This window comes from Meridianimaribacter flavus (assembly GCF_004366715.1).
GTDB lineage: Bacteria > Bacteroidota > Bacteroidia > Flavobacteriales > Flavobacteriaceae > Gaetbulibacter_B > Gaetbulibacter_B jejuensis.
In genome coordinates this window covers 470,168-482,995 of sequence record NZ_SOQZ01000002.1, presented here as the reverse complement: position 1 = coordinate 482,995, position 12,828 = coordinate 470,168, and the positions used below count along the sequence as shown (strand labels likewise).

Below are 12,828 nucleotides of genomic sequence, written 5' to 3'. Positions count from 1 at the left end.
AGAAAAGCATTCATAAATCTATGAATGCTTTTTTTGTTTTATAGAGCTTAAGATAGGTGAGATTTGTTAAGAATAAATTATAGTATAATTACTAATTATTAAACATACTATCTAGAATAGTTTTTAAGCCTTTAAAAGCAAAAAAGATAGCTAACCCACAGATTAAACATCCAATAATTAAAATAGGAATATAGAGTGGTTTTTCTTGATTGCTAAATGCGATGTAAATTAGAGTAGGACCAAGGAACATACACAATAAAGAGAGTCCCATTTTTTTTAGGCCTTGTATTAAAACTTCTTTATTTGTTCGTTTAGTTTCCATGCTTATAGTTTTGAATAGCTAAGCGTACACTTTTATGTTTATTTAGTAAGTGTTGTGCTTCCTCTTGTTGAATGTTAAGTTCGCTCATGATCATTTTTGTACCTCTATCAACCAGTTTATTGTTACTCAATTGCATATCTACCATTTTGTTTCCTTTAACATGGCCAAGTTGAATCATAGTGGTTGTTGTTATCATGTTTAAAACAAGTTTTTGGGCTGTTCCTGCTTTCATTCTTGAGCTTCCTGTAACAAACTCTGGACCTACAATGACTTCTATAGGAAATTGAGCTGTAAGTGACAATGGACTTTTATAATTACAGGTTATGCATCCAGTTGCGATGCCTTCTTCATTACATTTTTCTAAACCACCAATAACATAAGGCGTTGTACCAGATGCTGCAATACCAACGACTACATCTTTTTTAGAGACTCCATATTCCTTTAAGTCTTTCCATGCTTGGTCTTTTGAGTCTTCAGCGAATTCTACTGCTTTTCTTATTGCTGTATCTCCTCCTGCAATTAAACCAATAACTAAATCGTGAGAGACACCAAATGTTGGCGGACATTCTGACGCGTCAACAATTCCAAGTCTGCCACTTGTGCCAGCTCCTATGTAAAATAATCGACCTCCATTTTTTAATTTTTCAACTATTATTTTTACTAGTGCTTCAATTTGAGGAATTGCTTTTTCAACAGCCCTTGGGACTGTTTTGTCCTCGTTGTTGATGTTAGTCAATAACTGGTTTATTGTCATCTTTTCTAGATGATTGTAATTGGAATCTTGCTCTGTGGTTTTTGTAAAGTCCATAGCTCAAAAATAATGATTTTTTTGCTGCGTTAATGATGGTAGTGACATCCTTTTTTGTTTTTACAAAAAAGATATAACGGACAGCATGACCCGAAGGGTAACGCCCTAAAAATAAAAAAGCTCCTAATTAAAGGAGCTCTTATATTAAATTGAGTTTATAATATTGTTGAAGGTGCTGCTTGGTCGCATTACTTTGCTTTCGATGTCGTCTTCGGTTAGGTAATAGCCTCCAATGTTTGTTGTTTGACCTTGAACTGCATTTAGCTCGTCAACGATTTTGGTTTCGTTTTCGGTAAGTGCTTTAGCTACTGAAGTAAACATGGTTTTTAGTTCGCTGTCGTTTGACTGGTTAGCCAAAGCTTGAGCCCAATACATTGATAGATAGAAGTGACTCCCACGATTGTCTAACTCGCCACATTTTCTTGAAGGTCCTTTACCGTTTTCTAATAGTTTTCCGGTTGCTTCATCTAAAGTGTCGGCTAAAACTTGAGCTTTCTTATTGTTGAAAGTTTCGCTTAAATGCTCTAAAGAAACCGCTAAGGCTAAGAATTCACCTAGAGAATCCCAACGTAAATGGTTTTCTTCTAATAACTGTTGTACGTGTTTTGGAGCTGATCCACCAGCACCAGTTTCGAATAAACCACCACCATTCATTAATGGTACGATAGATAACATTTTTGCACTTGTACCTACTTCTAATATTGGGAAAAGGTCAGTAAGGTAGTCTCTTAATACGTTCCCTGTTACTGAAATGGTATCTTTTCCTTCCTTAATACGTTCTAGTGTGAATTGCGTTGCAGCAATTGGGTCTAAAATTCTTAGATCTAATCCTGAAGTATCGTGTTGTGGTAAATATTGGTTAACTTTTTTGATTAACTCTGCATCGTGAGCACGATTTTCGTTTAACCAGAATACTGCTGGAGTTTGTGATGCTCTTGCTCTTGTTACTGCAAGTTTAACCCAGTCTTGAATTGGTAAATCTTTAGTTTGACACATTCTCCAAATATCACCAGCTTCAACTGTGTGCTCCATTAATGTGTTTCCTGATGCATCAACAACTTTTACTGTTCCGTTAGAAGTAATTTCAAACGTTTTGTCATGCGATCCATATTCTTCTGCTTTTTGAGCCATTAAACCAACGTTAGGAACTGTTCCCATTGTTGTTGGATCAAAAGCACCATGTTGTTTACAAAAATCGATTGTAGCTGTGTAAATACCAGCATAACTACTATCAGGAATTACAGCTTTAGTATCTTGTTGTTTTCCTTCGGCATTCCACATTTGACCTGAAGTACGTATCATTGCAGGCATTGAAGCGTCAATAATAACATCGCTTGGTACATGTAGGTTGGTAATACCTTTATCGCTATTTACCATAGCTACTGCAGGACCATTATTGAAAGCTTTGTTAATTTCAGCTTCGATTAAAGCTTTTTTGTCGGCTGGTAATTTTTCTAATTTAGACACAAGGTTACCAAATCCGTTATTTTCTTCTACACCAATTTCTTCAAGAATATCTCCATATTTTTCATACACATTAGCAAAAAATACTCTTACTGCATGACCAAAAATAATAGGGTCAGATACCTTCATCATTGTAGCTTTCATGTGTAATGAAAAAAGTACTCCTTGTGCTTTGGCGTCTTTAACTTGTTCTTGTAAAAAGTTTAATAATGCTTTTTTGTGCATTACAGTACCATCAATGATTTCACCTTTTAAAATTGGGAAACTATCTTTTAAAATGGTTTCATTACCATTTTGGTCTGTATGAACAATTTTTATGCTAGTATCGTTATCTAGTGTAAGTGATTTTTCGTTGTGAGCAAAATCTCCTTCAGTCATTGTAGCAACGTGAGTTTTAGAGTCTGAACTCCAAGCTCCCATTGAATGCGGATTTTTCTTAGCATAGTTTTTTACCGCTTTTGGTGCACGTCTGTCTGAGTTACCTTCACGTAATACTGGGTTTACAGCACTACCTTTAATTTTGTCATATCGTGCTTTGATAGCTTTTTCTTCGTCATTTTGAGGATCTTCAGGATAGTTAGGTACATTGTAACCTCTTTCTTGAAGCTCTTTAATTGCAGCTGTTAATTGCGGAATTGAAGCACTAATATTAGGTAATTTTATAATATTTGTTTCAGGTAATTTAACAAGTTCACCTAGTTTAGCTAAGGCGTCTTCTACTTTTTGGTCTTCATTTAAAAAGTCAGGGAAGGTTGCTAAAATTCTTCCTGCTAATGAGATATCTTTAGTTTCTATAGTAATTCCAGACGATTTTGTAAATGCTTTTACAATTGGTAAAAAAGATTGAGTTGCCAACGCTGGAGCTTCATCTGTTTTTGTATAAAATATAGTAGAAGATTTTGTCATTTGTTGTTAAATTTTATCTATTTATGAACTTTGTATTTTTAAAATCTTGCAAATATAATAATTTCAAGCGGCTATCCCTTGTAGTTTATAGGCAATTATTCAATTATGATATTGTATGTGTTTAAAAGCCCGAAAATTTGCTCTTTTGAAAATTTTGCTTGATTAATATTATTAATTTCGGGATTGATGCTGTAGTTAATTGCCGACCTTAAGTCGGCTTTTTCAAGATTGGTGTTTTCAAAAACAGCATTTTTAAGGTTACAATCCGTAAAGATTGCTTTAGAAATATTGGTTTTTGTAAAATCTACTTGCTGCAAATTACAGTTTAAAAAATGAGTGTCTTTAATATTTAGATTTGTAAATGAAGCTAGGTTTAAACTACAGGAATTGAATGTAAAGGATAATAAAAAATCATTACAATCATGAAAGTGGAGCCCTAAAAGTTTACAATTGTTGAACTGTACATTATTGAAAGTAGTATGTTTTATGTTAGCATTACTAAAGTTACAATTGGTAAACTCACACTCCAGGAAACTAATATTTGAGACATCAGCATTAGAAAAATCACAATCTATAAACGAGCAATTGTCGTATTCAGCTTTTGGTAAAAGGGTTTTTGTGTAGTTTTCAGCGCTAAATGTTTTATCTAAGAGTAGTGGTAGGTCCATATTATTGTTTAAAACATCAAATATAGGTGTAAAAAAACAAAAGCCATATCATTGTAGCTAACTACCTTGACATGGCTTTCTCTGAAACTGTTACTACGTGATCTAATTAACACTTCTGCTAAATCAGCCGTATTGGAATTTACATTCACAATCGTCTTTTTCAATTCAAGTTTCACAGTATCAATGAAACATCTCTATAACTTTCAAAATGTATTGACTTGTTATTTAATGTTTCAGTTTAATTGTTTTTCTTGATGTTTTGTCTGTTAAACTTCGTTTTCACGTTACTTACTTTTCAAAACATTGCACCTATCTTAACATTCGCTTTCGTTCCTGTTACCTTCGAGTACTTTCCACTTTTCTAGTTTTTGTCTGTCTAAACATACAGTACTTTTAAAAGCTTCATGGTTTTTCAACTTAATCATGCATACACATGCTGTTTCAAAACCTCAAAAAACAATTTTATAAAGAACGTTACTTTATTCCGACTTTAACATTAACACCTTTTTTATGGTGACCAACTCAAGGTTGTTGTTTAATCGTTTAGCTAATATAGGTCAAGAAATGAAAATTGCAAATTTTTTAGACCATTAGATATCAACTATTTATGAACCGAAGTTATTAACAATGGTTAATAAAAAAAGCCTTGAGAGTATCAAGGCTTTATTATTATATGGTTTGAAGTGCTTATTTTCTAACTTCTTTAATTCTTGCTTTTTTACCAGTAAGACCTCTAAAGTAGTAAATTCTTGCACGTCTAACTTTACCTCTTTTGTTAACTTCAATTTTTTGAAGTGCTGGTAAGTTAATTGGGAAAATACGCTCTACACCAATTGTTCCAGACATTTTTCTAATGGTAAACGTTTCAGAAGTACCAGATCCTTTACGTTGTAATACTACACCTTTAAAAAACTGAGTACGTGTTTTACTACCTTCTTTAATTTCGTAGTATACAGTAATTGTATCACCTGCACCAAACTCAGGTAAGTCTTTTCTTGTTACAAATTCGTCTTGTACAAATTTTACTAAAGAATTCATTTTGTTTAATTTTAAAATGGTTGATTCAAACCAACATTCACGGATCTCGCCAGAGGTTAATCTGAAATTGGCTGCAAAGATAATTAATAAATACTAACGTACAATTAATAATTAATAATTTTTTGGTGTTCCCAAGCCAAAGTGTAAACACTTGTCTTGGTCAGGCTATCCATTGTATCTTTTTACGTGTCTTCGTCAAGCCTTGACTGACGTAAAAAGGATGCCATTTCTATCCTTAACACGATTGCAAAATTAACTAAAAGCCATATATGCAATAATAAAGCTAATTGAACAAAATGTAATTATCCCAACTATAGCATTGTAAAAAGGTTGTTGCACTGAATTTATCTTGTCGTTAATTACTTTATCACCAGATAAGTACTTAAGACCTTTGTTTTTTCTTATTAATTTGAAAAAATAATAACGAGTATACAATCCTATAACATGAACAATTATGCCTCTAAAAATGATTTCAACAAAAAATTCAAGTATAGCTCCCACTTTTAATCATCCAATAAATCAGGTCTGCGTTCTTGTGTGCGTTTATAAGCTTGTTCTTCACGCCATTTTTCAATTTCAGGGAAATTACCACTAAACAAAATTTCAGGTACTTGCATACCTTTATACTCACGAGGTCTAGTATATATTGGAGGCGCTAAAAGATTATCCTGAAACGAATCGGTTAGGGCAGAGGTTTCATTACCCAATACACCAGGAATTAAACGTATTACAGCATCGCATAATACAGCAGCTCCTAATTCGCCACCAGATAATACATAATCGCCAATTGAAATTTCTTTGGTAATAAACTTATCACGTACGCGTTGGTCAACACCTTTATAATGACCACATAATATAATAATGTTTTCGTGTAAGGACAGTTGGTTAGCAATACCTTGGTTTAAGCGTTCACCATCTGGTGTCATATAAATAATTTCATCATACTTGCGTTGTGCTTGTAAACTAGAAATACATTTGTCAATAGGTTCAATCATCATGACCATTCCTGCTCCACCACCAAATTGATAGTCGTCTACAGACTTATAATTATCGGTTGTGTAATCTCTAAGGTTATGAAAATGAACTTCTACCAAGTTAGCATCAATAGCTCGTTTAAGTATAGAGGCTTCAAACGGACTACTTAATAGCTCAGGTAAAACGGTTATAATATCTATGCGCATGTTTTAAGTATTGGCTGCAAAGATAGGTTTAATTAGATTATGTTTTTAGGAGGTAATCAACTTCAATTATAAATAGTATGGATTCAATAATTTATAGGTGTTGCATGGGTCTAATATTGATGTTTTGCAATAATTTTTGTTAAAAAAATATCTTTTAAACAAAAAAACGTGCTTTTTGTCGGTGTTTTTGAGGATTCAGAATAAAAAAGCAAATATTGTTTTAGTGATAAATGGAGTGAAAGCATATAAATTAATGCTTGAAGAAGGATTTTAAAGTGTAGCGTTATGAAGTTTAAAATAAAACCTGAGTTTTTTTTTAAGAAGTTATTAATTGTTATTTTTTTATTATTAATTGGTAATATAATTGTTAATTTTTTAAAATTCAGTGATTTTCCCAAACCTCGAATAGTTGAAATTATAATCGTCTTTTTTGATTTTGATTTAGAAGAAAACCTACCAACATTTTACTCGACGTTAGCTATATCAATAGCTAGTTTGTTGCTTTTAATTATTGCAATGCGAAATAAGAAAAGGAACCTTAAATATATCGATTGGTTAGGGTTATCTTTTGTGTTTTTGTTTTTAGCAGTTGACGAGTTTACAAGAATACATGAATATTTATGGAACCCGACACATAATTTATTACAAACTACAGGACTCTTATACTACTCTTGGTACATACCTTATGCCATATTGTTTTTAATAATAGCTGTTTTTTATATAAAATGGTTTAATAGATTGCCAATTGAAACCAAAAAGTTATTTGTTGTATCAGGACTCATTTTTATAACAGGAGCTATTGTTTTTGAAGCGGTTTCAGGCTATTTTGATGAGCTATACGGTGTTTCTAATTTTTGGTACTGCTTGTTCTATACCATTGAGGAGTTATTGGAAATGCTAGGAATTGCATTGTTTATTTATGCATTATTAGAGTATATATCTGAAACAAAGTATTTAAAAATTAAAATATCTTAAACTTTTAGGTTGTTTTTAGAAGTAGGAGAGAACAAGCAATTACTTATAGCCATTGTTGTGGTTGTTTTTTATCTTGTTGTTCCTATCTTTTCAATTTCAATAACATCATATAACGGTAATACTCGGTCAAATGAACTTGAATAACCAATACGATTATTATAAGAACCATTTTGTGACTCTTTTTCTTTCAATTCGTTTAGTTTATATTTCATTTCGTCAATATTTTTAACATCAAAAAGTCCTTTTACCTTGTTAAAATGTTTTTTCGAAACCATTTTGTAGAACAATTCCTTTTTACTTCGAGAGTCATAAACATAAGTTTGAGGGAACCATCTTTTTCCATTCATATTTGCAACATAATAACATAAAAGGTCGGCTTGAACAAAATCAGATTTGTCCATATTTTCAGGGATTCTCTTGATGATTAAATCCGCCATAGGATTAAAGAAATTTTTAGAATAGGTTTCCTTATAATATTTATCAATAGAATCAACATGTCTATATAATTCATCAAAGGTTTTTGGTTCATTGTTATAGTTGTTATGTCGGTCTTTGAAGAAGTAAGTTGAGTATAAAACATCCTCAACGAACCCGTAGTTTTCATTCTTTAATCCAATAGCTACTAGATAGATTAATAGCTCGTGGTTTATTATTCGAAAATTGTCAAATTCAAATTGAGACCAACTTGACCTTGATTCGTCTGGATTTTCTAGAAGTGGTAATTTCTCTAGAAAATTAATAACAATATCAAAATCAAATTCTATTTCCAATTTTGTCAATTTGTCTATAAAATCTAAAAAGTCATTTCTTATGTCAGTATATTGATGAATATTGTCACAAATTTGTTTTCCGATACCCATATAATCATTTACCTCAAATTCAATTGCAAAGTCTTTCAGATTGTTATAAAAAACATCGAGGAAATCTCTTATTATTGAGTTTATTCTTTTAGGATATTTGTCTATTTGATAATCAAACGTTCTCAATATTTGTGAGGTTTTATATGATTTTGGTGTTTCCTCGAACAAATATTTTGGTGGCGTTCCTATTTTGGGCTTTTGAAATGAGGGTCTTTGATAGATATTTCTCAGTAGTTTCTCATAATTTTCTTCAAAATGCTCATTTGAAGATAAATCTATATAAATTCGACCGTCAAAGTAAGTTGGAATAAATGCATTACCTTCTTCATCTCTTTCAGTAACTATTGGAATAAATTTTTCTTGTGAAGCATTTTTGTAAACATTTGGGCTAATGATTTGTGTTTCTGTTCCAACACCACCACTTCTTGAATCTGCTTTTTCTGAATATGTTTTATCTAGGATAACTAAAACCTTATTTATTTCAGGTGATTTTACCATAGATTCCATAAAATCAAACATATCGTGACCTTCCTTCAAATCCCATTTGTCAATTATTACTTCTATTCCGTCTGACATTAGTCTTTCTGCCAAATTGATAACCCATTCTTCGTGTTCGGGTGAAGACCAGCTATATGATATAAATACTTTTTGTTTCAACTTTTGACTTTAGTTTAAATTACCTACAAGAACTAAGGTATAAATTGTTTTAACAACCTATATCAGTTATTTAACGAAGTTAGCCAATAGTTTTAATAAACAAAAAATCCGTAAAAAACTTTACGGATTTGTATTCATCTAAAAAAGCAAACCATTATATGCCTTTTTGTTTATTAATTTCATCTTGAAGTTGGCGTCTTACTTTTTGCTCTCTTTCTAAAGCAGTCCTACGATGTTCTTCAAATTCTTCTTCGGTTTCAGCTAACGATTTTTTAGCTTGTTTGGTAATAGCATTACTGTTTTTAAACTTGTATATAAAGAGAAGCAACAGTGCAAATAATCCTCCAATAATACTCCACATAAGTACATTGTAGCCTCCTTTGCTCATTTGCATTCCAAACAATGCCATACTATCTTTTTCAAGATTGGTTTTGTCTAATGTGTCTTTGGTATTTGTAAGATTGCTTTTAAGCTCAGTAATTTCTAAGGCTTGTTTGTCTACTATAGCTTGTGTATCTGCCAAATCCTTGTGTATGGCTTTAAGCGAGTCTAATGTGTGTGCTTTAAGTGTATATAACCAGTTCTTTTTTACAACTTTATACTCTTGATAATTGTTTGAGCGTTGTATAACGAATTCAAATTGATTGTCAATACTCCCTTCGTTTAATGATAATTTGTCTTCTTCGGTAGTTTCCTGAGCAATTAGGGTTGTAAAGGATAATATGCAAAGTGTTGTAAGAAAAAGGGTTTTAAAATATTTCATTTTGGTTAGGCTGTTTTTAGCTGTGGTTAATTTTGAACAATATAGCAATTTCTATTTGTTTTTGATTATTTTTTAAGCAAATAGCCTCACATTTTGTGAGGCTATTTTATATACGAACGGTTTTATGTTTTGGACGTTTTAGTCTATTAATAATAGGTGTAGCGTCTTACTTTTGCAATATATTTTGCTAACCTAATCACCTGATGGCTATAACCATACTCATTATCATACCATATATATAGTATCACATTTTTACCATCTTTTCTAACAATGGTTGCTTTACTATCATAGATTGAAGGTGCTGAGCTACCAACGATATCGCTAGATACCAACTCGTCGCTCATTTCATATTTAATTTGTTCTACCAGGTCACCTTCAAGCGCATACTTTTTCATAATGGTATTGATACCTTCAACAGATGTTGATTTCTCTAATTCCAAATTCAAAATTGCTAAAGAGCCATTTGGTACAGGAACTCTAATTGCGTTAGAAGTTAATTTTCCTTCTAAAGATGGTAATGCTTTAGAAACTGCGCTTCCTGCTCCAGTTTCGGTAATTACCATGTTAAGTGCTGCTGCACGACCACGACGGTATTTTTTATGGAAATTATCAACTAAATTTTGATCGTTGGTATACGCGTGGATAGTTTCTAAATGACCAGTTTTTACTCCAAAAGTGTCTTCAACAGCTTTTAATACAGGTGTAATTGCGTTTGTAGTACAAGATGCTGCTGAAAAGATATTGATGTTGTCAGGATTGTTTTCAAGATGATTAACACCATGAACAATATTTGGAACACCTTTACCAGGAGCAGTAAGTAATACTTTGTCAACACCTTTTGATTTTAAATGTCTGCTTAAAGCTTCATAGTCTCTAAAGGCTCCAGTATTGTCAATTACTAAGGCTTTATCAATTCCGTATTTGGTATAGTCGATATCTTCTGGTGCATTTGCTGAAATGATATTTACAGTTGTGCCATTTATAATTAAAGCGCTGTTTTTTACATCGGCAACAACAGTTCCTGGGAAATCACCATGAACAGAGTCGTTACGTAATAAAGATGCTCTTTTTTCTAAAACAGTTTGGTCTATTGCACCTCTTGTAACAATAGCTCTTAAACGTAATTGACTTCCTTTTCCTGTTCTGGTCATTAGCTCTCTAGCTACCAAACGACCAATTCTACCAAAACCATAAAGCACAACATCTTTAGGTTCAATAGAGTTGTTTTTACTAGCATCTTTAAGTTTGTTGGCTACAAATGCAGTTGCATTACTGTATTTTTGATCTTCTAGGTGAAACTCATAGGTTAATTTTCCTATGTCTAGTTTAGCAGGAGGAAGGTCTAATGTTTTAATAGCCTGAGCGATTTCAACAGAGTCGAAAATAGAAATTGGTTTTTGTACAAACTCGCCAGCATATTCGTGTAAGTTCAAAATCTCGCTAACATTTCTGTCAATTAATTGATTTCTGAACAAAACTAGCTCTATGGATTTATCATACCAAAGGTCGCTAACAATTTTGATAAATTCTACAGTTGCTCTTCTACGATCTGCTTGAAAAGCCAATTCACTTTCATAAGTTTTTGTAAGACTCATTTTATAATGTTTAGTGTGTTGTTAAAATGAAATTTTTTGCAAAAGTAATATATTTCAAACGTTTTCGTAAACTATTTTAACAAATAAAAAACCCTTTAACTATTAAGTTGTTAAAGGGTGATTTTGAGTTATTGTTATCAAAATGAGTTTACTTCCAATAGAAGCTCTCTTTTTTTCCATTTTTGTTGATAATTTCAAACTTTAATGGGTCATTACTTGATTTATTTTCAAGTGCATGTTTTACTTCATCAATACTGTTTACAGATTTATCGTTTATAGCTGTAACAATACTTCCTTCTTCAATTCCATTCTTTTTCCAAAAACGCTCATACGTTTTGTCTAACGACGAAATTTTAACACCATTTTGAGCATCTAGTTTTCTTAAGTCTTTCTCTTTGGCATTTTTAACCAACCCAATAATAGGAAGTTGTAAGGTTTGATTCCTTATTAAAGTTACAGGAACAATTTTAGTGTCGTTGTCTCTTAATAATGTTACGTTTACAACATCATCAGGACGTTTGGTGCTCAAATATCCTTTTAGGTCAGAAAACTTAGAAATTTTAATATCGTCTAGTTTTTTAATAACGTCACCACTTTGTATTCCTGCCAAATCAGCACCAGAGTCTTCTTCAACACTATTTACATAAAATCCTTCAGTAGTAGCAACACCTAATTCTTCGGCATATTTACTATTTAATGATCCACCAGTTACTCCTAAAATTCCATTTTGAACATCACCATACTCCATAATATCTTCAACCACTTTTCTGGCAATGTTACTTGGTACAGCAAAAGAATATCCAATGTAAGATCCTGTTTGCGATGAAATAGCAGTATTTATTCCTACCAAATCACCATTAGCATTTACCAAAGCACCACCAGAGTTTCCTGGATTTACAGCAGCATCAGTTTGAATAAATGACTGATGGTTTTGACCTGTTAAATCTCTTGACTTTGCACTGATAATTCCTGCAGTAACAGTAGAAGTAAGATTAAAAGGGTTACCAACTGCTAAAACCCATTCGCCAATTTTAGCTTGATCAGAATCTCCAAAAGTTACAAAAGGAAGTTCTTCATCGGTATCAATCTTTAGAAGTGCGATATCTGTTTTTTCATCACTACCAATCAATTTAGCATCATAAATTTTATTGTCGTTAGAAGTAATAGATATTTGATTTGCGCCATTAATAACATGATTGTTGGTTATAATATATCCATCAGGAGAAATAATAACACCACTACCTGTTCCTACTTGAGCACGCTGAGAGTTTCTTCCGTAGAATAAATCTTCAAATGAAGTTGGTCCTTTTACAATAGTTGTGTTTTTAACGTGTACCACAGCGTGTACTGTTTTTTCGGCTGCATCGACAAAATCAGGAACATTTGAAATGTTGTAAGCACTTGTTACAGTATTGTTTGTGGGCAGAAAAGATACCTGCTCATTATTATTTGTGGTAGATGCCAAAGCACTGTTGTCTTGTTCTAAAAATAGCTTGTAGGCGGATAATGTTATAATTCCACCTAATACTGAAACTAAAACTAAGGTTAAAATCTTTTTCATTTGTTTTATTAGGTTTTGAGTTATGATTTG

Annotated in this window: 11 protein-coding genes; 1 reads left to right on the top strand and 10 read right to left on the bottom strand. The window is 32.1% G+C overall.

Features of this window, described 5'->3' with window-relative positions:
* Positions 1–91 precede the first annotated feature (91 nt).
* From A8975_RS07045 to trmD, 6 genes are all read right to left on the bottom strand, one after another.
* The gene (locus tag A8975_RS07045) at positions 92–322 is read right to left on the bottom strand and encodes a DUF6095 family protein (protein WP_243832958.1); all 231 of its coding nucleotides are present in this window, start codon (positions 320–322) and stop codon (positions 92–94) included.
* A complete protein-coding gene (gene murQ / locus A8975_RS07040; protein WP_134199373.1) occupies positions 312–1,130 on the bottom strand; it encodes an N-acetylmuramic acid 6-phosphate etherase in 819 nt (272 codons plus the stop codon). Before murQ ends, A8975_RS07045 begins: the two co-directional genes overlap by 11 nt.
* A gap of 144 nt (positions 1,131–1,274) precedes the next feature.
* Entirely contained in the window at positions 1,275–3,500 is a 2,226-nt protein-coding gene (locus A8975_RS07035) for an NADP-dependent isocitrate dehydrogenase (RefSeq protein ID WP_134199371.1), read from the bottom strand.
* A 95-nt stretch (positions 3,501–3,595) separates the two neighbouring features.
* Positions 3,596–4,168 (bottom strand): pentapeptide repeat-containing protein, encoded by a 573-nt coding sequence (locus A8975_RS07030; RefSeq protein ID WP_134199369.1) that lies wholly within the window; start codon positions 4,166–4,168, stop codon positions 3,596–3,598.
* 687 nt (positions 4,169–4,855) lie between these two features.
* Complete coding sequence (gene rplS / locus A8975_RS07025) at positions 4,856–5,206, bottom strand: 50S ribosomal protein L19 (protein ID WP_129760375.1); 351 nt, start codon at positions 5,204–5,206, stop codon at positions 4,856–4,858.
* A gap of 503 nt (positions 5,207–5,709) precedes the next feature.
* Complete coding sequence (gene trmD, locus A8975_RS07020; RefSeq protein WP_134199367.1) at positions 5,710–6,387, bottom strand: tRNA (guanosine(37)-N1)-methyltransferase TrmD; 678 nt, start codon at positions 6,385–6,387, stop codon at positions 5,710–5,712.
* 285 nt (positions 6,388–6,672) lie between these two features.
* On the opposite strand from trmD, the gene A8975_RS07015 reads away from it, so the two are divergent.
* Positions 6,673–7,362 carry a hypothetical protein gene (locus tag A8975_RS07015; RefSeq protein ID WP_134199365.1) on the top strand — a complete coding sequence of 230 codons (690 nt, stop codon included), beginning with the start codon at positions 6,673–6,675 and terminating at the stop codon, positions 7,360–7,362.
* Positions 7,363–7,430: 68 nt separating this feature from the next.
* Here the strand turns inward: A8975_RS07015 and A8975_RS07010 are convergent, their stop codons facing one another.
* The 4 genes from A8975_RS07010 to A8975_RS06995 all read right to left on the bottom strand — a co-directional run bounded on the left by A8975_RS07010 (position 7,431) and on the right by A8975_RS06995 (position 12,798).
* Positions 7,431–8,879, bottom strand: coding sequence for an SEFIR domain-containing protein (locus A8975_RS07010; RefSeq protein WP_134199363.1), 1,449 nt, complete (start codon positions 8,877–8,879; stop codon positions 7,431–7,433).
* A 154-nt stretch (positions 8,880–9,033) separates the two neighbouring features.
* A complete protein-coding gene (locus A8975_RS07005; RefSeq protein ID WP_129760371.1) occupies positions 9,034–9,642 on the bottom strand; it encodes a tRNA (guanine-N1)-methyltransferase in 609 nt (202 codons plus the stop codon).
* A gap of 146 nt (positions 9,643–9,788) precedes the next feature.
* Positions 9,789–11,237, bottom strand: a complete 1,449-nt coding sequence (locus A8975_RS07000) for a glyceraldehyde-3-phosphate dehydrogenase (RefSeq protein ID WP_131507188.1) — start codon at positions 11,235–11,237, stop codon at positions 9,789–9,791.
* Positions 11,238–11,385: 148 nt separating this feature from the next.
* Entirely contained in the window at positions 11,386–12,798 is a 1,413-nt protein-coding gene (locus A8975_RS06995) for a trypsin-like peptidase domain-containing protein (protein ID WP_134199360.1), read from the bottom strand.
* Positions 12,799–12,828: the final 30 nt, after the last annotated feature.

Excerpts from the sequence above, each read along its gene's own strand:
- A8975_RS07045 (WP_243832958.1), bottom strand. The coding sequence starts at position 322 with ATGGAAACTAAACGAACAAATAAAGAAGTTTTAATACAAGGCCTAAAA.
- murQ (WP_134199373.1), bottom strand. The coding sequence starts at position 1,130 with ATGGACTTTACAAAAACCACAGAGCAAGATTCCAATTACAATCATCTA.
- A8975_RS07035 (WP_134199371.1), bottom strand. The coding sequence starts at position 3,500 with ATGACAAAATCTTCTACTATATTTTATACAAAAACAGATGAAGCTCCA.
- A8975_RS07030 (WP_134199369.1), bottom strand. The coding sequence starts at position 4,168 with ATGGACCTACCACTACTCTTAGATAAAACATTTAGCGCTGAAAACTAC.
- rplS (WP_129760375.1), bottom strand. The coding sequence starts at position 5,206 with ATGAATTCTTTAGTAAAATTTGTACAAGACGAATTTGTAACAAGAAAA.
- trmD (WP_134199367.1), bottom strand. The coding sequence starts at position 6,387 with ATGCGCATAGATATTATAACCGTTTTACCTGAGCTATTAAGTAGTCCG.
- A8975_RS07015 (WP_134199365.1), top strand. The coding sequence starts at position 6,673 with ATGAAGTTTAAAATAAAACCTGAGTTTTTTTTTAAGAAGTTATTAATT.
- A8975_RS07005 (WP_129760371.1), bottom strand. The coding sequence starts at position 9,642 with ATGAAATATTTTAAAACCCTTTTTCTTACAACACTTTGCATATTATCC.
- A8975_RS07000 (WP_131507188.1), bottom strand. The coding sequence starts at position 11,237 with ATGAGTCTTACAAAAACTTATGAAAGTGAATTGGCTTTTCAAGCAGAT.
- A8975_RS06995 (WP_134199360.1), bottom strand. The coding sequence starts at position 12,798 with ATGAAAAAGATTTTAACCTTAGTTTTAGTTTCAGTATTAGGTGGAATT.